Annotated in this window: 24 protein-coding genes, 1 tRNA gene and 3 pseudogenes; 14 read left to right on the top strand and 14 right to left on the bottom strand. The window is 67.7% G+C overall.

Annotation, left to right across the window (positions count from 1 at the left end; all coding sequences use genetic code 11):
- Positions 1 to 17: 17 nt before the first annotated feature.
- The gene (locus tag EV644_RS32055; protein ID WP_132193001.1) at positions 18 to 476 is read left to right on the top strand and encodes a hypothetical protein; all 459 of its coding nucleotides are present in this window, start codon (positions 18 to 20) and stop codon (positions 474 to 476) included.
- Positions 477 to 603: 127 nt separating this feature from the next.
- Here the strand turns inward: EV644_RS32055 and EV644_RS48205 are convergent.
- The 3 genes and pseudogenes from EV644_RS48205 to EV644_RS32035 all read right to left on the bottom strand — a co-directional run.
- Positions 604 to 1,122: pseudogene (locus EV644_RS48205) on the bottom strand (hypothetical protein); the annotation flags it as partial.
- A 104-nt stretch (positions 1,123 to 1,226) separates the two neighbouring features.
- The gene (locus EV644_RS32040) at positions 1,227 to 1,817 is read right to left on the bottom strand and encodes a DUF2867 domain-containing protein (RefSeq protein ID WP_199240106.1); all 591 of its coding nucleotides are present in this window, start codon (positions 1,815 to 1,817) and stop codon (positions 1,227 to 1,229) included.
- 14 nt (positions 1,818 to 1,831) lie between these two features.
- On the bottom strand, positions 1,832 to 2,512 hold the full coding sequence (locus tag EV644_RS32035) for a molybdopterin-dependent oxidoreductase (protein ID WP_132192997.1): 681 nt from the start codon (positions 2,510 to 2,512) through the stop codon (positions 1,832 to 1,834).
- Between the two features lie 65 nt (positions 2,513 to 2,577).
- Here EV644_RS32035 and EV644_RS32030 point away from each other — a divergent pair, with 65 nt between their 5' ends.
- The 3 genes and pseudogenes from EV644_RS32030 (at position 2,578) to EV644_RS45610 (ending at position 3,731) form a co-directional block, all read left to right on the top strand.
- The gene (locus tag EV644_RS32030; protein WP_132192995.1) at positions 2,578 to 3,180 is read left to right on the top strand and encodes a TetR/AcrR family transcriptional regulator; all 603 of its coding nucleotides are present in this window, start codon (positions 2,578 to 2,580) and stop codon (positions 3,178 to 3,180) included.
- A gap of 231 nt (positions 3,181 to 3,411) precedes the next feature.
- Positions 3,412 to 3,591, top strand: a pseudogene (locus EV644_RS46715) (hypothetical protein); the annotation flags it as partial.
- Positions 3,573 to 3,731, top strand: a complete 159-nt coding sequence (locus EV644_RS45610) for a hypothetical protein (RefSeq protein ID WP_199240115.1) — start codon at positions 3,573 to 3,575, stop codon at positions 3,729 to 3,731. The pseudogene EV644_RS46715 and the gene EV644_RS45610, both read left to right, overlap by 19 nt.
- A 71-nt stretch (positions 3,732 to 3,802) precedes the next feature.
- On the opposite strand, the gene EV644_RS32020 is transcribed toward EV644_RS45610, so the two are convergent.
- Together EV644_RS32020 and EV644_RS32015 are read right to left on the bottom strand one after the other, a co-directional pair.
- Complete coding sequence (locus EV644_RS32020; protein ID WP_132192993.1) at positions 3,803 to 4,489, bottom strand: hypothetical protein; 687 nt, start codon at positions 4,487 to 4,489, stop codon at positions 3,803 to 3,805.
- A 124-nt stretch (positions 4,490 to 4,613) separates the two neighbouring features.
- Positions 4,614 to 7,340 carry a winged helix-turn-helix domain-containing protein gene (locus EV644_RS32015; protein WP_132192991.1) on the bottom strand — a complete coding sequence of 909 codons (2,727 nt, stop codon included), beginning with the start codon at positions 7,338 to 7,340 and terminating at the stop codon, positions 4,614 to 4,616.
- A gap of 262 nt (positions 7,341 to 7,602) precedes the next feature.
- Here EV644_RS32015 and EV644_RS32010 point away from each other — a divergent pair, with 262 nt between their 5' ends.
- Positions 7,603 to 8,376, top strand: a complete 774-nt coding sequence (locus tag EV644_RS32010; protein WP_132192989.1) for a dienelactone hydrolase family protein — start codon at positions 7,603 to 7,605, stop codon at positions 8,374 to 8,376.
- Positions 8,377 to 8,543: 167 nt separating this feature from the next.
- Here EV644_RS32010 and EV644_RS32005 read toward each other — a convergent pair whose 3' ends face one another.
- Complete coding sequence (locus EV644_RS32005; protein WP_132192987.1) at positions 8,544 to 9,401, bottom strand: alpha/beta hydrolase; 858 nt, start codon at positions 9,399 to 9,401, stop codon at positions 8,544 to 8,546.
- A gap of 128 nt (positions 9,402 to 9,529) precedes the next feature.
- On the bottom strand, positions 9,530 to 10,267 hold the full coding sequence (locus EV644_RS32000; protein ID WP_132193059.1) for a VOC family protein: 738 nt from the start codon (positions 10,265 to 10,267) through the stop codon (positions 9,530 to 9,532).
- Between the two features lie 54 nt (positions 10,268 to 10,321).
- Here EV644_RS32000 and EV644_RS31995 point away from each other — a divergent pair, with 54 nt between their 5' ends.
- Positions 10,322 to 10,672 carry a hypothetical protein gene (locus EV644_RS31995; protein ID WP_132192985.1) on the top strand — a complete coding sequence of 117 codons (351 nt, stop codon included), beginning with the start codon at positions 10,322 to 10,324 and terminating at the stop codon, positions 10,670 to 10,672.
- A 90-nt stretch (positions 10,673 to 10,762) separates the two neighbouring features.
- On the opposite strand, the gene EV644_RS31990 is transcribed toward EV644_RS31995, so the two are convergent.
- Complete coding sequence (locus tag EV644_RS31990) at positions 10,763 to 11,815, bottom strand: methyltransferase (RefSeq protein WP_132192983.1); 1,053 nt, start codon at positions 11,813 to 11,815, stop codon at positions 10,763 to 10,765.
- Between the two features lie 307 nt (positions 11,816 to 12,122).
- On the opposite strand from EV644_RS31990, the gene EV644_RS31985 reads away from it, so the two are divergent.
- The 3 genes from EV644_RS31985 to EV644_RS31980 all read left to right on the top strand — a co-directional run bounded on the left by EV644_RS31985 (position 12,123) and on the right by EV644_RS31980 (position 12,862).
- Positions 12,123 to 12,419: a hypothetical protein gene (locus EV644_RS31985; protein WP_241999056.1), complete on the top strand. Its 297-nt coding sequence runs from the start codon at positions 12,123 to 12,125 to the stop codon at positions 12,417 to 12,419.
- Entirely contained in the window at positions 12,382 to 12,480 is a 99-nt protein-coding gene (locus EV644_RS47925; RefSeq protein WP_369410563.1) for a helix-turn-helix transcriptional regulator, read from the top strand. Before EV644_RS31985 ends, EV644_RS47925 begins: the two co-directional genes overlap by 38 nt.
- A 184-nt stretch (positions 12,481 to 12,664) precedes the next feature.
- The gene (locus EV644_RS31980) at positions 12,665 to 12,862 is read left to right on the top strand and encodes a hypothetical protein (protein ID WP_132192981.1); all 198 of its coding nucleotides are present in this window, start codon (positions 12,665 to 12,667) and stop codon (positions 12,860 to 12,862) included.
- Between the two features lie 359 nt (positions 12,863 to 13,221).
- Here EV644_RS31980 and EV644_RS31975 read toward each other — a convergent pair whose 3' ends face one another.
- Positions 13,222 to 13,860, bottom strand: a complete 639-nt coding sequence (locus EV644_RS31975) for a ribonuclease FAU-1 family protein (RefSeq protein ID WP_132192979.1) — start codon at positions 13,858 to 13,860, stop codon at positions 13,222 to 13,224.
- Positions 13,861 to 14,337: 477 nt separating this feature from the next.
- Between EV644_RS31975 and EV644_RS31970 the strand changes: the two genes are divergently transcribed.
- Complete coding sequence (locus EV644_RS31970; protein WP_132192977.1) at positions 14,338 to 15,375, top strand: DUF8094 domain-containing protein; 1,038 nt, start codon at positions 14,338 to 14,340, stop codon at positions 15,373 to 15,375.
- 681 nt (positions 15,376 to 16,056) lie between these two features.
- On the opposite strand, the gene EV644_RS31965 is transcribed toward EV644_RS31970, so the two are convergent.
- Positions 16,057 to 16,812 (bottom strand): hypothetical protein, encoded by a 756-nt coding sequence (locus tag EV644_RS31965; RefSeq protein ID WP_132192975.1) that lies wholly within the window; start codon positions 16,810 to 16,812, stop codon positions 16,057 to 16,059.
- Positions 16,813 to 17,300: 488 nt separating this feature from the next.
- On the opposite strand from EV644_RS31965, the gene EV644_RS48290 reads away from it, so the two are divergent.
- The 3 genes and pseudogenes from EV644_RS48290 to EV644_RS45605 form a co-directional block, all read left to right on the top strand.
- Positions 17,301 to 17,537, top strand: a complete 237-nt coding sequence (locus tag EV644_RS48290) for an ASCH domain-containing protein (RefSeq protein WP_132192973.1) — start codon at positions 17,301 to 17,303, stop codon at positions 17,535 to 17,537.
- A 320-nt stretch (positions 17,538 to 17,857) separates the two neighbouring features.
- On the top strand, positions 17,858 to 18,832 hold the full coding sequence (locus EV644_RS31955; protein ID WP_199240104.1) for a DUF4268 domain-containing protein: 975 nt from the start codon (positions 17,858 to 17,860) through the stop codon (positions 18,830 to 18,832).
- A 150-nt stretch (positions 18,833 to 18,982) separates the two neighbouring features.
- Positions 18,983 to 19,258 (top strand): annotated as a pseudogene (locus EV644_RS45605) (tyrosine-type recombinase/integrase); the annotation flags it as partial.
- A 99-nt stretch (positions 19,259 to 19,357) separates the two neighbouring features.
- Here the strand turns inward: EV644_RS45605 and EV644_RS31945 are convergent.
- From EV644_RS31945 to EV644_RS31935, 3 genes are all read right to left on the bottom strand, one after another.
- Positions 19,358 to 19,438 (bottom strand) — tRNA-Leu (locus EV644_RS31945).
- Positions 19,439 to 19,653: 215 nt separating this feature from the next.
- The gene (locus tag EV644_RS31940) at positions 19,654 to 20,220 is read right to left on the bottom strand and encodes a peptide deformylase (protein ID WP_241999055.1); all 567 of its coding nucleotides are present in this window, start codon (positions 20,218 to 20,220) and stop codon (positions 19,654 to 19,656) included.
- Entirely contained in the window at positions 20,217 to 20,723 is a 507-nt protein-coding gene (locus tag EV644_RS31935; RefSeq protein WP_132192971.1) for a glycine cleavage system transcriptional repressor, read from the bottom strand. The genes EV644_RS31940 and EV644_RS31935 overlap by 4 nt, the downstream gene beginning before the upstream one ends.
- Here EV644_RS31935 and EV644_RS31930 point away from each other — a divergent pair.
- A complete protein-coding gene (locus tag EV644_RS31930; protein ID WP_132192969.1) occupies positions 20,722 to 21,561 on the top strand; it encodes a glycoside hydrolase domain-containing protein in 840 nt (279 codons plus the stop codon). The genes EV644_RS31935 and EV644_RS31930 overlap by 2 nt on opposite strands.
- On the opposite strand, the gene EV644_RS31925 is transcribed toward EV644_RS31930, so the two are convergent.
- Positions 21,558 to 22,865: an NAD(P)/FAD-dependent oxidoreductase gene (locus tag EV644_RS31925; RefSeq protein ID WP_132192967.1), complete on the bottom strand. Its 1,308-nt coding sequence runs from the start codon at positions 22,863 to 22,865 to the stop codon at positions 21,558 to 21,560. The genes EV644_RS31930 and EV644_RS31925 overlap by 4 nt on opposite strands.
- Positions 22,866 to 24,060 lie beyond the last annotated feature (1,195 nt).

Raw genomic sequence — 24,060 nt, 5'->3', positions numbered from 1 at the left:
ACACCTAGGCTCGAGGTATGAAGCTGCTGTTCGGATGGGGCGGTCGGGTCCGGTTGTGGCCGAGGTTCGGCCCGGACCAGCTGCCTTTCCTGTTCGACGGTGGACCAGGCGTCATCAAGATCGTCTCGACCGATGCCCTCGAAGCCCTCATCGCCAAGGCGACCCGGACGCCGTACGCCGGCGCGCGGGGCCGTCCCGAGTGGCTCGACTACCACCGCAACGAACTAGGCAACCACTACGTCGTCCCGATGACTCGCCAGGCCTACAACCTCTGCCGCTGCGTGGTCATCACCGAACTGCGAGACCGCCCGACCGGCTTCTACTCGCTCGACCTGAACCAGCGAGACTTCGCCGCCCTCCCCGACATCTCCCCAACCCAACTGGTCGACCTGGCCCACCGCTACCTGGCCACCGCCGAACACGTCCCAGTTGACGAGCACGAATGGAACCACCTGCCCGACCAGCCACACCCCTGAGTCCGTCGGAGCGGCTGAGTACCGTAGGCGGTCCTGGGGTGGGTCTGACGGGGAGGGCCGATGCAGCAGGTGTCCGACGACGAGCGGCGGGCTCGGCTGGCCGTCCGGCACGCGCTGGCCCCGGGTTTCAGTGTTGACTCCCCGGAGGCGGCGACGCGGGCGATGACCGTGCTGCGCGCGACCGAGCCGGCGACGGGTGGGAGGGGTCTTCGGCGGTGGGGATCTGCTGGCCGGCGCGGATCTCGACGGTGCGGTAGCGATGGGCAGTGCGGACGAACTTGTTGATCGACCAGCCGGTGCGATCTTCGGTCAAACGGTTGACCGCGAGCGCCGCGAAACCGATGCTCAGGCTGGCCTCGATCGAGTCGTGTTCGCCGTGGTAAATCGGCCGGGCATGGAGGTCGTGCTTGGACATGCGGAAATCAACGGGAACCCAGTCGCGTCGGTGAGCAACCCGATCGTGATCTGCGGCTTGGCCGGCATTCCTTGGAGAACCCGGGCTCGCGGAAACCATCACCGGTGTCGGGCTCGAGGTACAGCGTGCTCACGTCGTACCGCACCATTGATGCCCGCTCCAGCGCCGCGTGCTTGGCGCACACGCCGCCGCGAGGCCTCGCCGCCACGACTGTTCGGCATACGGCGGCATCACGGTGGTCCGTGACGCGGTCAAACAAGTCTCGTCGTACCGGCCGGGGACCCGGCCCCGGGCGCAAGGTGCTGATCCGCGCTGACGGGGTACAGACTCGCTCGTCAGTGCTGTTGCGACCAGGTTCGTTCGAAGTGTCGCATGAGTGCCGGATAGACGATCGCGTAGCGGAACGGCTTGATGAACGCCATGTACGCCTTGCCGAAGGTGCCGCGGGGTTTGACGTAGACGGTCATCTGCGCACGGTATCGGCCGCTTCCCTGGTCCGCCCAGGCCAGGTGCATCACTCCGTACATGGTTCGGTTGGAGATTTCCTGGGCGAGTTCGGTGCGGGTGCGGTACAGGGGCCGGAACGGCTTGTCGGTGACCTGCGATGCTGGGGACTTGTCGCGGAGGTCGTCTGGGAGCCGCGCGAGCAGCGACGGTTCGCCGGTGCCGGGAACGGGTGGCCAGGCGCCGGCGGCGTCTGCGGATGTCGAAATGCGCCCGAGTCCGAACGCGCGTCCGAGCAGGTCGCGAATGCCCCACAGCAAGCGCACCGGCAGCGGCGCGGACGCCGGAAAGTCGAGGGTTTGCTGCGTCTTGATGACGGCTGGAAAATCGTGCGCGCCGCCCTCGATGGGAAGGGCCCAGACGTCCTCGACGTCGAAGTCGGGCACGATGTCGTCGATGATCCAGTCCTGGGTCTTCAGCACGTCGTTGGGGAGTCTCATCGGTCTTGCGTTCCTTTCGCGCAGAGGGCGCGGATGGGGCGGATCAGCGGGCGGTAGAACGGCCGGATCAGCCGTCCCGGGATGTGGCCGTGGCGCTCCTCGTGCCAGACCCGAGCCCGGGGATGGCCCTCGATCAGCCGGCCGATGATGCCTCGATCGAGGCGATGTGCCGGGAGCATGGAACACACCTCGACCAGGCACAAGTGCTTGATGCTCATGTAGCCGTACTGGGCCGGGCTGACCAACCGGATCGGCGCGCCGTGATCGCCGCCGAGTGGGCGCCCGTTCACCCGGTCCGCGAGCAGGACGTCGTCCGCCAGCGCGTCCTGCGGCTCGACCACGGAGTTGATCCCGTCCAGACCCACGAACGTCAGGTGGCTGACGGAGACCTCGGAGTCGAGCGCCGGCTCGACGAAGGCGCGAAAGAAGTCGGCGAACCGCACCCCTTCCCATCGCAGGTCGGTCGCCGTCCAGCCGGAGACGCAGTGGAAGTCGGCGACGATCTCGCGCCGCGGCAGCGTGGCGAGCTCCGGCAGCCGCACCTCCAACGGCTTGCGCACGACGCCGCTGATCGCGATCACCGGAGCGTCTGGAACCGCGGGCGGCGGCCGGTGCAGGTGCGTGCCAAACCGCGGGAATCCCTCGACGCGGCGTTGTCCGGGCGGAAGTGGCAACATCACGGACCTCCTTCACCGACCGACGGTCGGTCACCGACTTGCAGTCAGTCTTTTATGCTTGCCGGGTGACTGTCAAGAGGCTGCGGGAACGGCAGGCGGAGGCGACCCGGGAGCTGCTGGTCGGGATCGCGCGCGAGCGGTTCGTCAAGCAGGGCTACGCGGCAACCGCGATGGACGACATCGTCCAGCGCGCGGGTCTCGCGAAGGGCGCTCTTTACCACCACTTCAGCGGCAAGGACGCGCTGTTCAAGGCGGTCTACGACGTGGTGCTGGACGAGACCGCTGGGGCGGTGATGGCCGCGGCCCTGGCCGAGGAGGATCCGTGGGCCGCGGTACGAGCGGGCCTGTCCGCGTTCCTCGACGCCTGCCTGCGCCCGGCGTTCCGGCGGATCGTGATCATCGACAGTGTGACCGTGCTGGCCGCCCGCGCGTGGGAAAGCGGCACGGAAGGCGTCGAGCTGCCAATGCTGCGGACCGTGCTGACGCCGCTGGTGGACAGCGGCGCGTTGCCCGGTGTCACACTCGACGCGCTGGCGCACCTCGCACTGGGTGGTCTCTACGGCTCAGCCCTCTACATTGCCCGTGCCGCCGACCCCGAGGCCGCCCGTGTCGAGGCTGACGTGGTGCTGGACGTCGTCCTGCGCGGCGTGCGGGCGGCGACCACCTAATCAGTGCGCAAATCGAGACAGCCGAGCCACCAAACCCCCAGGTCACAGGGCTACGCCCGCGCCAACCCCGCCTCGGTGATAAAAGTCAGGTTTCAGTGTTGACTCCCCGGAGGCGGCGACGCGGGCGATGACCGTGCTGCACGCGACCGAGCCGGCGACGGTCCACCTGTCTACTGGGCGCGCGTCGAGTCACTCGAGGTCGAGGACCTCGACCGGGCGCTCTACGACCATCGCAGCCTCGTGAAGCAACTCGCCATGCGCCGCACTCTCTTCGCGTTCCCACGCGACCTGCTGCCGGCGGTCTGGCCCAGCGCGTCCGCCCGGGTCGCTGGCATCGAGCAGGCGACCTCGACGAGGTACCCGACCCTGGCCCGTGGGCCGCCCTCCTCCCAGTGCTCGACCCCACGGTGATGGGCTGGCAGAAACGCGACTTCTACCTAGGCCCGCACGCCACCCAACTCTTCGACACCCGCGGCAACGCCGGCACAACAGCCTGGCTGAACGGCACCCGCATCACCGGCTACCCATCCCCAGCCATGAAGTCCGGCTGACCGCTCAACCGCGACCAGCAATGTGCATCTCCAACAGCTTCAGCGCGCTGGCCGGCTCCGCTCCCGGGTGCTCATCGGGTGGTTGGCTCCGCGACCCGTGCCGTGGCCGGCGCGTCGACGGTTTGGGCCTGCCGGCGCTGGTCGCGCCACAGCGAGATGCCGAGGCCGATCAGCGCGACGCCGGTGGGCACCGCGAACGGGCGGCTGAAGGACTCCGGCAGCACGGCCAGCGCGAGGGCGGAGGTGGTGGCGTAGGCAAGCAGCAGGGAGGCCCAACGGGCCAGTACGCCGGCGCGGAACAGCGCGATGCCGAACAGCAGACCACCGAGGGAGTAACCGATGCCGGAGACGAGGAACAGCTCGTGCAGGTGGCCGATGTCGCCGAGCGGGCTGCCACCGACGCCCGCGTCGAGGACGTCCTGGACGTAGCCCGGGTTCGACTGCGCCAGTGCCGGGAGGACGCAGGCGACGATGACCTGGACGGCGAAGATCGCGAGGTAGCCGACGGTCAGCAGCAGGTAGCCGGCGAGCCCGAGGACGCCGAACCGGCGGCGGTTGCGGAGGAACATGCCGGTGAAGCCGACCAGCGCCAGGATGGTCATCAGGATCTTCGCGGCCTCGCGGACCGCTATCTCGGTGGTGGCGATGTGTGCGACGTCGGCCGGCGGATGGTTGATCTGGACACCGATGAAGATGGCGCCGGCGGCTGCGGCGCAGAGGCCGGAGGCCGCTGTGAGGCGGTTGGCGGTGATGTTCATGTCGGATTCCTTGGTGTTCGGTGCCAGGCGGGTGTCCGGCGATGTTCGTGACGTTAGGAATCGACGTGGTGAGGCCACATCACCATCTGATGTGACCGGGTTGGTGATTCGGCCGCGGTGACGCTCAGAGCAGGCCGAGGTCCGCGGCTCGACGTACCGCGGCGTGGCGGGTGTTCACGTCGAGCTTGGTGAAGATGTGCTTGGTGTGCGTGCGCAGCGTGTTCACCGAGACGAAGAGTTGTCGCGCGATCTCCGGCCCGCTGAGCTCGGTCGCCAGCAGGCGCAGCACCGCGAGCTCGCGGTCGCTGAGTACTTCCTCGGATGCGGGTCTAGCGATGGCGGGTGCCGACGGTCTCTGGGCGGCGGCCAGCAGGTGCTCGGCATGCGTCCGTACGTCGTGCGCCGCGGCGCGGGCGACCTGCCCGAGCAGCTCGGCCATCGGCTGTCCCTCGTCGAGGAAGAGCCGGCAGTAGCCGGCCGGCACCCCGTCGGTGAGGGCGGCAGCGAGGTCGGCCGCCGCCGAGTCCGCGTCGCCGTTCGCGTGGTGGGCGAGCGCCCGCACCAGGCTCGCCTCGACCAGGCTGCCGTCGCGGCCCGCCGCCCGCGCTGCGTCCAGCACGCGGTCGAGCAGGTCGATCGCCTCGCGCGCGACACCCTCGGCGACCAGCAGCCGGGCGAGGGTGAGCTGGTCGTACTCGGCCAGGTAGGTCGGCGGATCCGTCGCCGCGACCCCGCGCTCGCGCGCCCACGCCCGCGCGTCATCGAGGCGGCCCTGGTGGATCCGCACCCGCGCCCTGGTAGCGGCGATCGGCCGCACGTCCGGGAAGTAGCCGGGCAGGAAGAGCGGCTCGGCCTGGTCGAGCATCGCGATCGCGCCGTCGAGGTCGCCTTTCGCCTGCAGCAGGGCGGCCTTCGCGGCGTACCAGCGGTGCCGGTTCTCCAGCAGCGACGCCCGGTCGCCGAGCTCGCGAGCGGCCTCCAGGTGCCCAGCGGCCGCTTCGAGGTGGCCTTGCTCGCGGAGGACGTCGGCGAGGCCGACGTGCAGGTCGCCGGTGGTGGAGAGGACCGGTCCGGGGCGGCTCTCGGCTGCGGCCAGCGCGCGTTCGTAGAGCCGGCACGCCTCGACCGGACGTCCGCGCGCCAGCCACATGTTCGCCAGCACGACGGTCGCGCCCAGCTCGTCCGCGACCATGCCGGCCGCGTGCAGGCCGGCGACAGCCTTGGTGAACGTGTCCACCGCGGTGCCGAGGTCGCCGGCGGCCCATGCTGCCAGGCCGACGAAGCCGGCGGCGGCACCGCGCGGGAAATGGTCCTCCGGCCCGGCCAGCGCGAGTGCCCGGCGAGCGTGCGAGACCGTACCGTCGACGTCGCCCCGGGCCTGGGCTACCGAGGCGCGGTAGACCGCGATCATGGCCGGGAGGGAGCGGACATCGCCCTCCCGGTCCCTGACCGCCTCGGCCAGCGAACCCGCCGTGGGGATGGTCGATGGCGGCGTCGTGTCGAGACCAGCCTCGGCGGCGTCGAGCCACGCCTCCACTCCGTCGAAATCGCCCTCGGAGAGCCGGCTCCACCCCACGTGGGTCGCGAGCAGCGGTCGGCGCCGTACGACGTCGTCGGGCAGCGCGACCAGCCAGTCGCGAAGGGTGCGGTCCTGGCGTCGTCGGCGCAGGTCGGCCACGGTGAGCTCGACGAGGTCGGCGGTGTGCTCGTGGTCGCCGCTCGCGATGGCGTGCTGTACGGCATCGGCAAGCAGCCCGTTCTCGGCGAGCCACCGGCTGGCCGCGGCGTGCAGCTCACCGACTCGGTCGGTATGCCGGGCACCCAGACGGGCACGCAATGCGTCGGCGAAGAGGTGGTGGTAGCGATACCACCGGCGCTCGTCGTCGAGCGGGACGACGAACAGGTTCTCGCGCTCGAGGGTCTCCAGCATCGGCTGGCCGTCGGAGCGACCGGTCAGGGCGTCGCAGAGGCCGCCGGTCAGCTGGTCGAGCACGGAGGTGTCGAGCAGGAAGGCGCGTACCTCGTCCCGCTGCCGGTCCAGAACCTCCTCGACGAGGTAGTCGAGGACGAACCGATGGCTTCCAGAGAAGGCATCGACGAACCCAGCGACGTCTCCAGACCCGTCGGCGCCGGCATGGGTCCGGGCCGACAGCGCGGCCAGCTGCAACCCGGCCGCCCACCCCTCGGTGCGCGCCTCGAGCGCGGCCACAAGTGCGGGCTCCAGCTGCAGCCCCATTACCTCGTTGAGGAACACCTCCGCCTCGTCGGTGGTGAACCTGAGGTCCGCGGCTCGCACCTCCAGGAGTTCACCACGCGCACGAAGCCGGGACAGCGGGAGCGGCGGGTCGGCCCGAGTGGCCATCGCCAACGTGACCTGCGGAGGCAGATTGTCCAGGAGGAAGGTCACCGCCTCGTGGACAGCGGCCCCGTCGATGACGTGGTAGTCGTCGAGCGCCACCACCGTGGGACCGGCGAGGACGTCGAGATCGTTGATCAGGCTGACCAGTACGGCGTCGGTCGGCGTGGTGCCGCCGGCTTCCAGCAGGGCGAGCGCCTCGATACCAGCCTCGGGTTCGGCGGTCTGAATCGCGGCCACGAGGTGCGTCAGGAACCGTCGGAGGTCGGCGTCGCCCAAGTCCAGGGCCAGCCACGCCACTCTGCGCTGCGACGGCTCGGCCGCCGCCAGCCACTGCGCCAGGAGTGTGGTCTTGCCGAACCCGGCCGGCGCCACGACGAGGACCAGCCGCGGCCCTTCCCCTCCGTCCGCGCGCAGCTGGTCGGTCAGGCGGGCGCGCTGCACCAGCCGCCGACGCGGCGAGGGCAGATGCAGTTTGGTGCCCAACACAGGCATCCGGTCAGCGTAGGCCCACCGTCCGCTCAGCGGCAGGTCGCCAGCGATCGCCCCGCTAACCATTGGTTGGTCGACAGGAAATGGGTGGGCGGGGCCGCGTTCGGGTTGATAACGTGCCGGAGGCCGTGGCATCGCGCGAGGAGGTGAGACCCATGAACGCTGTACGCACGTGGGTGCTCCCTGCTTCGTCGCGGTCAGGCGATTGACGTAAGTGTCGCCGGGAGCGCCTCACCAACAAGGCACTCCCGAAAGGCAACGACTTATGCATTCTGTACGTTTCACCGCGGAGACATCGTCGAACGGTGTCCTCGAACGCGACTTCATCGTGGGCGAAGTCCCCGGCGTCCTCTGGTCGCCCGTATCCGGCTCCGATCACGCCCCGCTGGTGCTGATGGGTCACGGTGGCGGCCTGCACAAGAAAGCGCCGGAACTCATGGCCCGCGCACACGAAAACGTGACCACCTGGGGTTTCACCGTGGCCGCCATCGATGCGCCCGGACACGGCGACCGCCCGCGCACGGCGGAGGACGAGCAGGTCCGCGCCGACCTCCGGCAGGCCATGCTGGCGGGCGAGACCGAGCGCGTCGAATCGATCAGCGTCCACTACGGCATCTCACTGGCGGAGCGTGCCGTGCCGGAATGGCAGGCGACCCTGGACGCCCTTCAGAAACTGCCCGAGATCGGCACCGAAGCGCCGATCGGCTACGGCGGTGGCATCACCTTGGGCACCGCGATCGGGATACCGCTGACGGCGATCGAACCCAGGATCACCGCCGCCATCTTCGGTGGCGGGTTCTTCGTGCACGAGGCGCTGATCGAGGCGGCGAGACGGATCACCGTCCCGATCCAGTTCCTGCTCCCGTGGGACGACGAGCACGTCGACCGCCAATCCACTCTCGCGTTGTTCGACGCCTTCGCCTCGACGGAAAAGACGTTGCACGCCAACCCGGGCGACCACCGCAACATCCGCTGGTACGGGCTCGACCACGGGTTCTTGGCCCGCCACCTCGGCCGGGTCGGCACGTCACCGGCCTGATCTGACCGGTATCGGCGTCCGCCTCCGCACCGGACGCCGATACCGCTGCCGCGACCTGCACATCAACGTGGAGCTGATCGCGGAGCGCTTCGGCCGCGGCTAGTCCGCGTTCCAACTGACCCTGACCTCACGGAGAGCGTCCACCTGCTCGAGCAGATCGAGGCCGGCTAGCTCGGCTTGGCCGGGGCGAACCGGTTGACGAAGTCGAGCGCTGTCTGCGCGACGTCCTGCCAGCCGTGGTCGATGGTCAGCGAGTGGCCGCGGTGGGGCATCTTCTTGATCTCGGTGACGCTGGGGTTGCGCTTTTGCCGCTTGTAGGAGGCGTTGGCGATCGCCCAGGGAACCGTGTGGTCGTTCTCCCCGTCGAGGATCAGCAGCGGGCCTCGATCGGGGTTCGTCGTGTCGACCTTCGATTCGGTCCGGGGGTTGAGGTTGGCGCTGGCCATCTGGGCCAGGGCGATCCCCGACCCGGCCACGTGGTAGGTGTCGTACAGGCGCTTCGCCTCGTCATCATCGAGGGCGTTCGTCCAGCCGTATTTGAACTGATCGAAGGTGAGCGTGATGGCTCGGCCTCGGTACCGCGGGTTCAACAGGAAAGGTCCGCTCGCCTTGAGCGTGGAGAGGGGCAGCGGCAGGACGCCACGAAATACGCCCGGGTCGATGGCAACCGTGGCTGCCGAGAGCCCACGGCCGGCGAGCATCTGGGCGAACAATCCGCCGGTCGAGTGGCCCATCACGGCGGGCTTCTTCTCGAGCTTGCCGATCACATCGGCGGTGTGGTCGGCAACCTGCTTCAGTGTCTTGTTGGCGAGGACGTCCGGGGTCGCCCGCGCCTCTTCAACCGTTTCGGGATCGTCTGGCCAGTCCGGCGTCAGCGGCGCGTAACCGGCCTGCTTGAAGAAGTCCGCCCAGTTCGCCCAGCTGCTCGGCAGCAGCCAGAGGCCGTGGATGAAGACAACCGGAGTGGTACCGGAGGCGTTCGCCGCCTCGATCTCCCTAGTCTCCCGCTCCGAAATGGACACCATGCCGAACTCCTCTCGGTCGCAGCGGACGATCATCCGACTTAGCGAACCGACGACGAGCTCATCCTACGCATCCCGTGCCAGCTCCGGCGATCCCCGACGGGGCCGCTTGTGCCCCGCTGATTCCTGCGTCAGCCCGGGCCGAGGACGCAGAAGTTGTTGCCTTCCGGGTCGGCCAGAACCTTCCACGGGACGTCCCCCTGGCCTACGTCGGCGGGCGTCGCGCCGAGGGCCTCGAGCCGGGCCACCTCCGTCGCTTGACCATCAACGGGGTAGGGCAGCAGGTCGAGATGGACGCGGTTCCACCTGTCCTTCAGATGAGGCGTGCGGAGGAATTCCAGATACGGGCCGACGCCAATGGCCGAACGCAGCAGCGCACGATCGTCGGTCACCTCGTGCGGGGTCCAGTCCATCGCCTCGCCCCAGAACCGGGCCATGGCCCGAGGGTCCGCGCAGTCGACGACCACCGCGGCGATCGGACCGGTATCCCGGTAGATGTCCCGAGGCTCCAGGACGCAGAACACGTTGCCCTCCGGGTCGGCCAGAACTGTCCACGGCAGGTCGGCTTGGCCCGCATCGGCGGGCGTCGCGCCGAGCTCCTTCAGGCGCGCGACCAACTCCGCGTGATGGGCCGCAGAGGTGGTGGCGAGTTCGATGTGCGCGCGGTCTTTCACTGTTTCGGGGTCCGGGACGGCGATGACATCGATGGAAGCGCCGGCGGGGACCGGCCAGGCGGAACCCACGGGCATGACGCTGCTCGCACCGGGTTCCTCGCTGGAAACACCCCAGCCGAGCGCCTCCGCCCAGAACCGGCCCAGCGCTGAGTCATCCCGAGCCTTGAAATTCACCTGAACAAGTCGCAGCGCCATGCCGCCCAACCCTATGCCCAGGTGGATGAGTGTCATGAACCAGCCAGTGGGCCATTGGCTGAGTACGGTACGCCCGAGGAGCTCCCGAACATCCACCACCGCAAGCAGTACGAGGAGACCGCAGCCGCCACGCCGGAGTACCGGATCACCTGCATCTACGTCGACAAGCGGCACAGGCGATCCGGGCTGGCCGCCCTCGCGTTGCGCGGTGCGCTCGACCTGATCGCCCGAGCGGGAGGTGGCCGGGTCGAGGGCTACCCACAGGACACGCCGGGCAGGAAAGTCAACCCGTCGTTCTTGTACAACGGCACCCGGCACATATACGAGGAGGCCGGCTTCGCCTACGACCGCCCGAAGGGCAAGAACCACTGCGTGATGACGATGACAGTCGAGGCGACCAACTGATACGGCTCACCCTCGCGGTGCCTTGAGATGCGGCGCCACCGAGCATTTGGCGTGTGCCGACGATGGGAATCCGGAACGCGCGAACGACACCTACTGAGCTGGCGCCGCCTCGAGCACGAACACATCGCTCCCGGTCGGCACAGTACGAGTGAGGTCGAAGCCGGCCGCGGCAAGCAACGAGCGGTACTCGTCCGTCGTACGTTCCTGACCGCCTGCCACCACCAGCATGGTGAGGTCGGACAACGCCGTCCGGACGGGGTCTGGAGACTCGTCAAGCAGCTGCTCCACCAACAGCAGGCGACCGTGCGCCGGCATCGAGCGCCGGCAGGTGCGCAGGATCTCGACGGACTCGGCGTCCGGCCAGTCGTGGATCACCGCCTTGAGCAGGTAGACGTCCCCGCCGTCGGGGACAGAGTCGAAAAAGCTGCCCCCGACCACACGGCAGCGCTGCGACACACCGGTCGCCGACAGCAGCTCGTGCGCGCCGGCCACGACATCGGGCTGGTCGAACAGCACGCCGTTGACCGCGGGGTAGCGCGACAGGATGGCCCCCAACAGCATCCCCCGACCGCCGCCGACGTCGACGACCGTGCCGAACCGACCGAAGTCGTAGGCATTGACGACCTCATCAGCCACCGCCTGGGACAAGGCCGTCATAGCTTCGTCGAAGACCTTCTGCTCGGCAGGATGCTCGGCAAGGTAGTCCCAGACCGACTCCCCGTGGACAGCTGCGAACGCGTTCTCACCCGTACGGATGCTGTGCTCCAGCGAGGCATACGTCTGCCAGTGGAACGGCCGACCGACCAAGCGCGCCCAGCCGGCGACCGAACGCGGCGCATCAGTCCGGAAGGCGTCACCGAGCTCGGTGTTCGCGAACCTCTTGTCGCCGTCGGGATCGCCGACATAGAGCCCGACCGCGGCCAGCGCGCGCATCAGGCGGGTCAACGAACGTGCGTCCGCTCCCGTGGTCTCGGCGAGTTCGGCCACGCTTCTCGGACCTTCGGCGAGCAGGTCGGACAGCCCCAAGGTGGCGGCGACGTGCACCGCCTGCGATACCTGGTAGCCGGTGACCAGGCGGTGCAGCTCTCGGGCCCGGTCGCCGCCACTTTCGCGGTCTGTGTTCTGTCCACCTGGGTTGCTCATGGTGATGACCTCCAAGGGGGAACCTTCAAGCACCGACGCTAGGCCGCGCGAAGCCGCCAGCGCATCCGAAGGACTGCCCATCTTGAGAAGACCGGCATGGTCAGGTCTGTGTAGAACCTCTTGCTACGGCTCTTCTGAGAGTTGGCCGATGCACACCTGTCGCGATTGCCGGTGTTCGGTGGTCTAGGCTGCTGTATCGGCGGGACTTGCCAGTTGGGTGGCAGGACGCTTGACCATGGGTGTCTCCAGCGGTGATCTCGGAGTGGGGCTGCTAGACCGACGAGGCGAGCGCGGGACAGTGGACCGGGTGCTCGACCGGGCGCGGGCGGGAAGCAGCGCCGCACTGGTCGTTGACTGGGCGCTCGGGGTCGAAGCGCGCTCACGGGCACTGCTGAGCGAAGGCGAGGCCGCCGACCGGCTGTACCGTGAGGCGATCGAGCGGCTCGGCCGCACCCGCATGCGTGTGGAGCTGGCCCGCTCGCATCTGGTCTACGGCGAATGGCCACGCGAGAACCGCCGTACCGACGCGCGCGAGCAGCTTCGCGTCGCCCACGAGATGCTCACAGATCGGCAGCCAGCTGTTCATCAGCCCTCGCACCGTTGACTGGCACCTAGGGAACGTCTTCACCAAGCTCGGCATCACCTCACGCAAGGACCTCCGCTGACCCCAGTCGCCGCCATCCGCCGGTGACCTCTCGAGCAATGGTCAGCTCGCCGCAGCACTGGCCGGGCCGCCGGGAACAGCCCACCGGCGGGCTCCGCCAGTACCCCGGGCCCGGGCACAACCCCGGGACTCGACCCGGGTCAGCACCGGGGACGACACGCGCCGATCCGCGCGACCATGACTGTATGAACGAGACATGTGACCGGTGCGGACCAGCGGTCCGCGCGGCGGTCCGCACGATGCACCGCGCCGAGCGCGCCGAGCGCGCCGGCGAGCTCTACCTGTGCCGACACTGCGGCAGCCGGCTCTGGCCGGCGCTGAACGCGCGAGGCTGGACCATGTGGCCCGTCAGCGAGCACGCGTTCGCCCCTCAGGCGACCTAGCCGACACCAAGCCCGAATGCCCAGCACGGCGGCGATCACAGATTTGTTGTCGGACCTCAGTCAGAGCGGTGTGCCCGGGATGGGATTCGAACCCGTATGCCTTTCGGCTGCGAGGTTTAAGTTCGACTGACCCCATCCCGCACCGTCCGCAGTCGTCCACCGGAGTCGCCGCACGCCCGACCGATACCTCCTCGATCAGGCGCGAACCGGGGATGAACTGCAATCGCAACTACAACCATTCCGCCCTCTCGTTGCGAACACGGAGCACCCCGGTCAGGACAGGCCATCGAGGATCTGGTCGAGACCGGCACGGCGCGCCGGCGCCGGACGACGTCCGGATCAGCGACTGGCACTGACGATCAGCGGGACGCCACCTCGGCGTCCCAGTACGGGGGCAGGTCGGCCGGTTCCCACGACGGATCGGGACGGAAATCCGTGTACCGGCCGTCGAACGGGATCCGGCCGGCCTCGATGTCGCCGATGATGCGCTCGCCAGCGGCGCGGATGCGGTCCGCCTCGACCGCCGTCCAGTACGCCGGATGATCGACACGCTCGGCCAACTCGTCCTCGTCCTTCCAGGACCAGCTGCGATCGGGCGCGACCACGATGTCGAGCGCGTGATCGAGGATGTCGGTCCCGGCCGACCAGCGGCGCACCGTGGACTCCAGGTTCACGTACCAGCCTTCGAACCGCATCTCCAGGTCGAAGAACCACCACACCGAATGGTCGGCCTCGGGTTCGGTGCGGATCAGCACGTGCCGGCCTTCCCAGCGCCGCGGCCAGAGCATGGACGGCGTACGGTCCCGCTCCGCCAGCGACAGCTTCCGGATCGACGCGCCGTCCCGAGTGCCGCGCAGCATGCAGTCCGATCCGGACGCAGTCCAGGTGAGCAGCGCCTCCGCGTCGTCGCGCACGACCCGCGCGGTCTCCACCGCGGCGATCATCCCGTTGCGGTGGACGTCGCGGCGAGCGATCGATCGACCTGGAGCGAAGATCATCGGGCCATGGTACGGCCGTCTCTGGGCCACGCCGCAGCCCGGCCATGAGGTTCAGGAACAGGCACTAAGGAGGCTCTTGACGGTTACGTGTCAAGCGCGCGGGCCCGTCCTTGCGGTCTGGCTAATATTCCTTGAGAGGAATGTGCGCAGGTTAGCCCGCATTGTGCCCGGAACGGGATTCGAACCCGTATGCCTTTCGGCTGCGAGGTTTAAGTTCGACCAGCCCCTGTTCGGGTGCGTTCAAGGACGTTCGCCTCAGGCTCACGGTGATGACTACTGGTCGACCCGAACCGGCGTGGACCGAGCCGAACTGCAACCACTACTGCAACCAGGCCGCTTCATTGCCGGCCGCTCGAAGTCGCTGGTCCTTGGGGGGACGCGACGTGCGGTTCATCGGCTACTGAGGGCACGATTTGGCCCGTTTGCCCGGATGCGAGATCATCGGTCGGCTCGAACTCCGACGAAAGCGAGAGATGAATGCGCTGGACCCCGGCGACCGCCCTGGTCGTTGCTCTCATCTTTGCGACGGCAGGCTGCGGCGGTGATGACGAGGGCGCCGAAGACCGGGCCGCCACCATCTCGTCGAAGCCGTCCGCGTCCCCGTCGCCCCGGCCGAAGCCGAGCCCAGCGATCAGCACGCGTGGAGCGGAGGACGTGCTGAAGCGGTACCTGTCGGCTGTCAGCCAGGCGAACGCAAAACTGGACCCGGCACGGGCTGCGAAGATCGAGACGGGATCGGCTCTGAAGATCCACACTGCGCAGTACCGCGTTTACCGGAAGAACGACTTGCGCTACCCGCCGGTCAAGTACGTCGGAGCGCTGGGTGCGGCGCCGATGGTCACGGGCTATCCCAAGTGGTTCTTCACGGCCGCGACGGACCGCGGTTCGGAGCCCGCGACGCGGGACTTCCTGCTTTTCGTCCAGGAGCGTAGCGGTGCGCCGTGGCGCGTGACCTACGCGCCGTTCTCGAGCAGGGCGACCGGTGCGCTCGCGCCCGGAGTGGACGTTGCGGACTTCCCGGCGGTCGTGGCCGCAGGCGACAACACCCTGGCGACCCCACCGGGCAAGGTCGCCGCCGTCTTGGCCGGCGCCGTGACCCAGGGCAGCGCGAACCCGTACGCGAAACGGTTCGCGCAGGATGACATCTTCCAGACAGTGCGGGGCAAGATCGTCGACAACCGGAGTGCCTACACGAGCAACGACTGGGCCGGGACCAGCCGGGCCGTGGCCGGCCAGACCCCGGTATTTGCCGTGCGGACGAAGTCCGGCGGTGCGCTCGTCTGGTTCGGGCTCGACCTGCTGCACTCCTATCGCAACAAGGGTGACACCAACATGGTGTGGGATACCGAGACCGCAGGCGACATGCAGCAGGGATTCGGGCTGCCGTCAGAGGTCACGTCGTCGATCACACGGCAGGAGCGCTACGAACTGGTCGCCTACATCCCCCCGAAGGGCAAGGGCACGATGCGCCTCCTCGCGAGTCGCTGGTTTCCGCTCTCGGTCCGCGGAAGCTGAAAGCCTCGCACCCCCGGGCGGGATTCGCTCGGCGATGACTGGTTGCCTTCACAACCGCTGACACTTACGTGTCAAGGTGCGCGGGCAGTCTCTCCGCATCGCCCCGATAGCTGCCGCCGTTTGGGGCGGGTCGGTACGGGTCAAGGGGCGAGCTTGCTCGATCGCGGAGCGACGCCGGAGGCGCCCTTGAGGCGTGCCGGGCCGGACCGCACTTCCCATGATTGCTAGCGGGGCGATGCGGAGCCCAGCTCCACGGCTCAGACGGCAGACTGCACTGGTCCTGAAGCCGCGGGTAGCCGGCCCCTTGCGTGAGTGGTGCATCGGCAGGGTGTCGATCGTTGATGGCGAGTTCTGCTGTCTTCGACCGGGTTGGCGCCTGCGCGCCAAGCCAACGGGGGACGGGGCCGACGAGCCCTCAGGCGAGGAGCCGAAGGTTGCCCCGTTCCCCCGGTCCTACGGTGGCGGCGCGCTTTCGGGCCCCCAGGGCCCGTCTTGAAGACGTAGAGAAAGTTGTCAGGCTCGTCGGCTGGCGTCGATGTCCTCCGTAGGACGATGTGCGACAGTCGTCCGCCAGCTGATCTGCGGCAGATGAGTAGGTTGTGTCAGAGTCCGGCCGGCCAGGATCGGCAGCCGCGTCAATCCAGGCGGTATGACGCGGCCCTCGAGTTACAACTCGAGGCTTCACGCATCACGGCCAGATGGCTCAGGATCGAGGTCGGTCAGACTCGCTGATCCGCCACCAGCGACAAAGAAGATCATGTCGATCACTTTCGCTCGTGGGTACCTCCGGTTCGTGGACAGTCCGGTGTCGAACGAGATCGTCGGTACCCGATTCGACTCGATGGCGGCCGCATGCTGTTCATAGAACGCGCCTATCTTCTGGAGGGATCGAGTGGACAATGTGGAGACCGCGAAGCCCTTCTTGAAGTACTGATCGAAGGCGGGCATGCAACCGAATACCCCGAGCAGAGTCTTGGTCACCAGGATGTCGGATGCGGAGTCGGGGAAGGAGTCCCTGATTCGGGTGGCGGCGTCGATCAACGCCTGACAGTTGGCATGTGAGTAGTTGTCGGCATCGATTGCCCAGATGTCGCTGGGCGTTTGGGAGATGGCTTGGATGACGGGGATGAAGTTGCGCATGCTCCGCTGTAGGAGCACTGACGAGCCACGGAGCATCCCCCAACTCGCGAGGTAGAACCCGAGCTGCAGGCACGAGGCTTGCAAGTGGCGGCTGTCCGCCAGGGCGCCAGCATCGTCTTGCTCGTGGAACGACTGGAAGTAGTTGTAGCAGTAGTCGAAGGATGCGTACCTCGCCGTGGGGGTGAGGAGGGTTCGGTACGCAGCGATGCTGGCATTGATGTCCAGGTTCGCGACGTGACTACGCCCCAGGTCCGACGCTCGGCGGGAGGGCGTGTCGCCCTGCCGCGGATAGGCCATTGACCCTGCTTGGGGCTCGCCGTCCCCGCGCCACCCTGGTGCCATTCGGATTCGTGCCGGTGGGGAACGGTCAATTTCGATGACGCCTGCGCGCTCCAGGACGACGGCGACCCAGCCGTCAGTGGCTCTGGCGATGAACCTCTTGAGATGCGCATCGAGTGTTCCAGGGACCGAATCCGTGGCGTACGCACTGCCGATGGGTACCGACGATCGACCACGCAGGAGGTCGGGTACCTCTTCTAACGCGCGCCACGGCAACGGTGTCCGTGCCTTCATCAGCCCTAGAAGTAGGACGAGTCCGTCACCGGTGTACTGCGCAACGGAGAAGGTCCCCCGACCTGTGGGCGTTTTCAGTGGTATGCCCAGCTCGACTGATTGGCGTACAGCGGTCTCGACTCGTCCTGCCATTACTGCATGATCATGTATTAACCCATGCCTGTCGATCGCCAGGGCCATCGTCGCTGCTCTCGTGCGGCGCATACTTGACCATGGCGACCGATGAAGCGCGTGTGCTGACGGTCCGTCAGCCCTGGGCGTGGGCGATCATCCATGGCGGCAAGGACATCGAGAACCGCAGTTGGCCTACGAGACATCGCGGCCCACTGCTGATCCATGCTGGCAGCGCGTTCGAACCCGATTGGGTATCAGACGGTAAAGCAGCTCGCCACCCAACAACCTCCGCCGGTCCGCGAACTCGTGCACAGGGCGATCATCGGTGTGGTTGAACTCGTGGACTGCGTGCAGGATTTCGACTCAGAGTGGGCGGTCATTGACCAATGGCTTTGGTGCTTGCGCAACCCACAGCCCTTCGATCAAGTCGTTCCATGCCGTGGGAAGCTGGGCCTGTGGAGGGCCCCGTCGGGGCTCTGTTGGTGAGGCCGCGACAACTCCAAGACCGCGGCGGACGCTGCAGAAAGACGCACCACCAGCGCGAGTGCTCGCGGATCGCGGCACGTCCGGAAGTCTTGGTCGGCTCCCCCCAACCTTCGCCGGCATTGGGCCCGGATGTCCCCACCTGAGCGCACTGACATGGCAAGGTGGAGCCATGTCTGAAGGCTCCATGCCTGTCCTTGGCCGGCTTACTCGTCTATCGCCCCGCGATGTCTGGCCGCATGAGGCCCACAGCTTCACGCCGTGGCTGCTGAACAATGTCGATGTACTCAGCGACTTGCTTGGGATGGATCTGGCACTCGAGGTGGCAGAGCATCCGGTAGGTGGATTCAGTTTGGACCTCATGGGTCGCGATGAGACCACCGGCGAAGTCGTGATCGTGGAGAATCAGCTTGAGACCTCCGACCACGGCCACCTCGGCCAGATCCTCACCTACGCGGCCGGGACTGACCCCACTACGATCGTCTGGGTTGCCGCATCGTTTCGAGCCGAGCATCGAGCAGCTATCGACTGGCTGAATGCTCGCACTGATGAGAACACGAGATTCTTCGGTGTGGAGCTCGGCGTCGTGCGGATCGGGCAGTCTGACCCGGCGCCGTCGTTCCGACTAGTCGCCCAGCCCAACGATTGGGAGAAGACGGTGCGGGCCGCCACCAGCCAGGCTGAGGCAACCGGCATACAGGTCCTGTACCGCTCCTTCTGGAGTCGGTGGTTGGATCTTTTGCAGGCCGATCGACCGGGCTGGTCTCGGTCGAGGGGCGCACCACGAGCCTCGTGGTTCAACATGACCGCCGGGATCGCCGGCGCCACTTACTGCACGGCATTTACCAAGCGTGGTCTCTCGAGCCAACTGATCCTTGAGTCACCCGAGGCTGATGTCAACCTCGCCCGATTCCAGGCGCTCAAGGCCAATCAATCGGAGATGGAGCAGGTCTACGGGCTGCCCCTGGCCTGGGAGGAGTTGCCTGGTCGCAAGTCGTCTCGGGTCGCGGACTACCTGTCCGACGCCGACGTGAGCGCCGAGGAGAACTGGGACCAGTACCTCGACTGGCTGCTTGATCGACAGACCGCCTCCGGGAGGCCCTGGCGGCAGTCGGGGGCGTGCCACCATCCTGATCGCAGCTTTTGACCGGGCGGCGGTGGGGTGAGCTGATCGTGGAGACATTCGACAAGTGCAAGGATGTCTTGACTGCCCAGGGGTGCAAGGACACCCTGACGGCATGGCGAGATATAGCGGAGGCCCAGTCACTCATCTGGGGACCAGTGGGAGGACTGGGATCTCGTCTTCGCCGGGCCTACCGGTAGGCCCATCAACCCACGGAGCGACTGGGCTGAGTTCAAGGAGATGTTGCAGGTGGCCGGCCTTCGGAATGCTCGGCCTCACGACGCGCGCCATACCGCCGCTACGTTGCTCCTCGAGCAGGGCGTTGACATCCGCGTGGTGCAGGAGATCCTCGGCCACGCCAGCCTGGCAGTGACCAAACGCTATACGCACGTCACAAGCAAGCTGGCCGAAGATGCCGCTACCAGAATGGGACAGGCGCTGTGGGCATGACGCTGATCGCAACTGCAACCGCTACTGCAACCACAGCGGCCATCCTTGCAGCGTGGCTAATATTCCTTGAGAGGAATGTGCGCAGGTCAGCCTGCATTGTGCCCGGGACGGGATTCGAACCCGTATGCCTTTCGGCTGCGAGGTTTAAGCTCGCTGCGTCTGCCATTCCGCCACCCGGGCAGGAGCCAGAGGAGCACCTTACAAGTAGAACCTGGCCACGGACACAGGGTAAGGATGGGTGGGGTGAGTCTGGGCTCGCCGCGCTGGACCTGCACCCGGAAGGCGCCTGTACGCCGCTCGCGCCACGGGGGGTCGGCGGATCAACTTCGGCCCGGCAGGTCGATCGAGTTACCCGTGGGGCTGGGTGGGTGGCTGGAACCATCCGCTGGAACCGCCTACAGGTAGACCTTGCGCGGGTAGATGGCGTGCGCCCCCGCTACCCGGTCGAGGAAGAGCTGCCCGCTGCAGTGGTCAATCTCGTGTTGGACAGCTCGGGCTTCAAAGGCGTCAGTGGTGAGGGTTACTTCGTCCTTGGTTCCTGGGAGTACTCCGGTGACGGTCAGGCGGGTGGCTCGTTTGACGTCGCCGGTGAGGTCGGGGACGGACATGCAGCCCTCGCGGGCTTTCTCCTGGCGGGAGGCCTCGACTACGACCGCGTTGCAGAGGACGAAGACGCCGTGGCAGGTGCGGGTCTTGGGATGGCCCGTCACGTCTAGGGCAAACATCCGGGCCGCCACACCTACCTGGGGTGCAGCCAGACCGACGCAGCCGGGTGAGACGCGCATGGTGGCGACCAGGTCGGCGGCGAGGGTGACCATCACCGGGTCGAGTGGGTCGATCTCGGCGCCGTCGGTGGCGAGTACTGGGTGCGGGGCGCGGATCACCTCCAGGACATCTCCGGTGATGCCGAGCTGGGCCGGACTCCAGGTGGCCAGGGTCTGGTTGAGGTGTCCGAGAGTCACAGTTCGTCGCTCTCGGCCGGGCGCAGGGTGACGCCCACGCCGAGTTCCTCGGCCGTGATCTCCAGGGCGCGTTGCAGCATGCCGAGCTCGGCGGTGGGCGGGATCTCGACCTCGGCCGTGAGGACGTACAGGGAACCGCTGAGGCGAGTGGTCAGGTCGGTGATGGTGCCGCCGACGGACGCGATCATCCGGGTGATCGCGGAAACGATGCCGGGGCGGTCGGCTCCGTGGACGCTGAGGATGTACGGCGCTCCGATCGGCGCGTGGAGGTGTTCCGGACCGATCTGGCGCACCGTGATGACGAGTTCCCCGCGGAGCGGCTCGATCGCCTCCTTCACCTCGGGCAGGGACCCCGAGCAGACGATCATCATCGCGAAGTGACCGCGCAGCAGCGTCATGGTCGAGTCTTCGAGGTTGACCCCGGTCTGCGCGAGGGCTTCGGTGACGTCGGCGATGATGCCCGGGCGGTCCGGGCCGATGACGGTGACGGCGAGCTGACTCATGGGCGGAAACCTACCCGGACCAAAGTCTCGACTCCTCCCGACTTCGGTATCCGGACGGGCCGACTTCTCCCTGGCGCAATGGGCAAAGCGGCTCGGCCGGCCGGCTGGCGACCTGGCAGAGCGTGGGACTTGGTGGAAGAACACGTTCGACCCGGCCGTGGGATACCAGCGGACCCGGAAGGCGGACGGGACCTGGCAGCCCGGGTTCACCCCGTCGACGGATGTCGGCTTCGCGCAGGGATCGAGCGCGACCTACACGTGGATGGTCCCGCAGGGACGTCTCCGGACTGGCAGCGGCGATGAACGGCAGCGCAGTACAGCTGGGCGGTTCTTCCACGACGACGCCGGGAACTGGGCGGTCAAGGGCGGAAGCGCGCTCAGGTATGACCCGACCAACGAACCCGGTCTGCACACCCCGTGGCTCTACAACGGACTGGGTGTGGCGTGGAAGACGCAGGCGACTACACGGGAGATCGTCGACACGGTCTACGGCATTGGACCGTCAGGGCTGCCTGGGAACGCCGACCTGGGCTCCTTGTCGGCCTGCGTGTTCGCCGCATCGGGTTGTTCCCGCAGACGCCGGGCCGGGCGGAGGTGCTGGTCGGGAGTCCCCTGTTGCCGAAAGTTCGAGCTGCGCCGGAGCAACGGAGTACGGCTGACTGTCGAGGCTCCGGGGACGTCGTACGCCAACCAGTACGTGCAGTCGCTGACGCTGAACGGCAAACCGCGCGCCGAGCCCTGGCTGCCCGAGTCGTTCATCACTCGCGGCGGCCGGATCAGCGCGCGGATGGGAGCGGCGCCCTCGAACTGGGGCACCGCTCCCGTGGACCACTACTAGGAGCCGGTGGCCCGGCGGAACTCCTCGTTGGGGGTCTGGAGGCTGCCGAGGCTGATGACCTCGCGGCGGAAGAACAGCGCCAGCGTCCAGTCCAGGATGACCCGGGCCTTGCGGTTGAATGTGGGGACCCGGGAGACGTGGTACGTCCGGTGCAGGAACCAGGCCGGCCAGCCCTTCACCTTCACGCCGTACAGCTGGGCGACGCCCTTGTGCAGGCCAAGGCTCGCGACCGAGCCGACGTACTTGTGCTTGTAGTCCTGCGGCTGCTGCCCGTCGACCACCCGGAGGATGTTCTCCGCGAGGCGGCGCGCCTGGCGGACGGCGTGCTGGGCGTTCGGGGCGCAGTACGCGCCGGTCTCGGAGGTGAGGTCGGGCACGGCCGCGTTGTCACCGGCGGACCAGGCGTCCTCGACGCCCTCGATCCGCAGGTTCGGCAGGCACTTGACGCGGCCCTTCTCGTCCAGCGGGAAGCCGGTGCTGGCCAGCGCCGGGTTCGCCTTCACGCCGGCGGTCCAGACGATCGTGTCGGTGTCGAACTCGTCGCCGTCGCTGAGGATCACGTGACCCTTCTCGCAGGACTCCAGCCGGGTCTCCAGCTTGATGTCCATGTTGCGCTTGCGGAGCTGCTCGACCGTGTACTGACCGAGCTCCGGGCCGACCTCGGGCAGGATCCGGTTGGTCGCCTCGACGAGCACCCAGCGCATGTCCTCGGGCTGGATGTTGTCGTAGTACCGGGTGGCGTAGCGGGCCATGTCCTCGAGCTCCGCGAATGCCTCGACCCCGGCGTACCCACCGCCGACGAAGACGAAGGTCAGCGCGGACTTGCGCAGCGCCGGGTCGGGCTGGGACGACGCGACGTCCAGCCGGTCGAGCACCTTGTTGCGCAGGGCAATGGCTTCCTCGACGTTCTTGAACCCGGTTGCCTCCTCGGCCAGTCCCGGGATCGGCAGCGTGCGGGCGATCGAGCCGAGCGCGACGACCACCTGGTCGTAGGCGAGGTCGTAGTCCGGCCCCTCCTCGGGCATCACCTTCGCGACCTTGTTGGCGTGGTCGATCCCGGTCACCCGGCCGGTGACCACCCGGCAGCCCTTGAGGGTCTTGCGCAGCGGCACCACCACGTGCCGCGGTTCGACCGAGCCGGCCGCCGCTTCGGGCAGGAACGGCTGGTACGTCATCACCGAGCGAGGGTCGACCACGGTGACCCGGATCTTGCCCCGGCGAGCGGCCTTGCGCAGGCCGTACGCGGTGTACATCCCGACGTAACCGCCCCCGACGACGAGGATGTGCGGTACCTGGGCTGCCATGCTCTTCACTCTCCCTGAGTGCAGTCCTAACTTCATGTCCACTTCAGGATAGCGGGCTCGTGAAAACTTTCACAATCCCTCTTCCGGGTGATCTCACCTACCGGGAGAGCCCTCTTTCGAGGGTCTCCATGCCCTATCGTGCGGCCTCTCGCCGCCCACACCTACAACCCGGAACCACCGTCTCGCCACCCGATACACAACCGCAAGACCGGTACGAGAAACCCACGTACGTGGGCCAGGTGATCCCGCCCAACGGATAGCCAGTTCATCCCGACAGAGTGCGCTGTTCCCATCCGGGTAGAGCGCGCCGTTGTACCCATGGCATAGGCGGGGGTGGTTCGCGGTCTCCGCTGCGTGATGGTGCTAGTCGGGCTGGGGTGCGTCAAGAGCGCTTCGCGTCCCTTCGGGATCGAAACAAGTTTCGACTCTTGACCCACCCCATCCCGACCAGGGAAGGACGCAGCTACGCGGATCCCGCGGAGGGGTCTGAGCCGGGTCCGGGGTGGTGTTTTCGGGGGTGGGGTGTGCCGGGCGACGGAGGTGTGAGCCGGTCCGGGGTGGTGTTTCGGGGTGGGTGTACCGACCGACAGGTAGTGCTGGGGTGGTCGCGGAGGTTCCAGGCGTGGGACGCCTGCCGGGGTGGGGTGGGCGGCGACTACTTCCTGTCCGTCGGTACGGCGGCGGGTCCCGGGGGTGGGTTTCGCCGTGGTGGGTGGTGGTTGTGCCGATTCGGGGGCTGGTGCTGAGAGGTTGTTCGACCACTGGCGGGTTGTTCGTCCACTGGCAGGTTTGTGGCCGGTTGGCCGGTTGGGCGGGGTTGGTCGGCGGCGTGCGGCTCGTTTCGGGGTCCACTGGCGGGCTGTTCGCCGGCTGGCGGCTTGTAAGGCGCCAGCGGCCGAACAGCCCGTCATCGGGAGGCCGACCGCCGGTCTGGGGCCGACGGGGTGCGGTGGTGGGGACCGCGGACACCTTGTCGGGGGGGTGACGGCCGGTGGCGGTGCGGGTTGTGGGGACCTCGGACACCGTGTGGGGACCTGGGACAGGTCAGGTCGTGTTTGAGGTCGCGACTTGGTGTCCGAGCCCGCACTTTGTGCACCGGTTGAGCGTCCGGATCGCCGGGATCTGCTCAGGTGGTGCACAAGGTGCCGGTTTCGGGAGTCCCGCAGGCCCGGGCAGTGGAAGACCCCGAACTTCC

This window comes from Kribbella orskensis (assembly GCF_004342085.1).
Taxonomy (GTDB): domain Bacteria; phylum Actinomycetota; class Actinomycetes; order Propionibacteriales; family Kribbellaceae; genus Kribbella; species Kribbella orskensis.
This window is presented reverse-complemented; position numbering and strand designations above follow the sequence as displayed.

Coding starts and splice junctions, on each gene's coding strand:
- EV644_RS32055 (WP_132193001.1), top strand. CDS start 18: ATGAAGCTGCTGTTCGGATGGGGCGGTCGGGTCCGGTTGTGGCCGAGG.
- EV644_RS32035 (WP_132192997.1), bottom strand. CDS start 2,512: ATGTTGCCACTTCCGCCCGGACAACGCCGCGTCGAGGGATTCCCGCGG.
- EV644_RS32020 (WP_132192993.1), bottom strand. CDS start 4,489: ATGAACATCACCGCCAACCGCCTCACAGCGGCCTCCGGCCTCTGCGCC.
- EV644_RS32015 (WP_132192991.1), bottom strand. CDS start 7,340: ATGCCTGTGTTGGGCACCAAACTGCATCTGCCCTCGCCGCGTCGGCGG.
- EV644_RS32010 (WP_132192989.1), top strand. CDS start 7,603: ATGCATTCTGTACGTTTCACCGCGGAGACATCGTCGAACGGTGTCCTC.
- EV644_RS32005 (WP_132192987.1), bottom strand. CDS start 9,401: ATGGTGTCCATTTCGGAGCGGGAGACTAGGGAGATCGAGGCGGCGAAC.
- EV644_RS32000 (WP_132193059.1), bottom strand. CDS start 10,267: ATGGCGCTGCGACTTGTTCAGGTGAATTTCAAGGCTCGGGATGACTCA.
- EV644_RS31990 (WP_132192983.1), bottom strand. CDS start 11,815: ATGAGCAACCCAGGTGGACAGAACACAGACCGCGAAAGTGGCGGCGAC.
- EV644_RS31980 (WP_132192981.1), top strand. CDS start 12,665: ATGAACGAGACATGTGACCGGTGCGGACCAGCGGTCCGCGCGGCGGTC.
- EV644_RS31975 (WP_132192979.1), bottom strand. CDS start 13,860: ATGATCTTCGCTCCAGGTCGATCGATCGCTCGCCGCGACGTCCACCGC.
- EV644_RS31970 (WP_132192977.1), top strand. CDS start 14,338: ATGCGCTGGACCCCGGCGACCGCCCTGGTCGTTGCTCTCATCTTTGCG.
- EV644_RS31965 (WP_132192975.1), bottom strand. CDS start 16,812: ATGGCCTATCCGCGGCAGGGCGACACGCCCTCCCGCCGAGCGTCGGAC.
- EV644_RS48290 (WP_132192973.1), top strand. CDS start 17,301: ATGGCGACCGATGAAGCGCGTGTGCTGACGGTCCGTCAGCCCTGGGCG.
- EV644_RS31955 (WP_199240104.1), top strand. CDS start 17,858: ATGTCTGAAGGCTCCATGCCTGTCCTTGGCCGGCTTACTCGTCTATCG.
- EV644_RS31930 (WP_132192969.1), top strand. CDS start 20,722: ATGGGCGGAAACCTACCCGGACCAAAGTCTCGACTCCTCCCGACTTCG.
- EV644_RS31935 (WP_132192971.1), bottom strand. CDS start 20,723: ATGAGTCAGCTCGCCGTCACCGTCATCGGCCCGGACCGCCCGGGCATC.
- EV644_RS31925 (WP_132192967.1), bottom strand. CDS start 22,865: ATGGCAGCCCAGGTACCGCACATCCTCGTCGTCGGGGGCGGTTACGTC.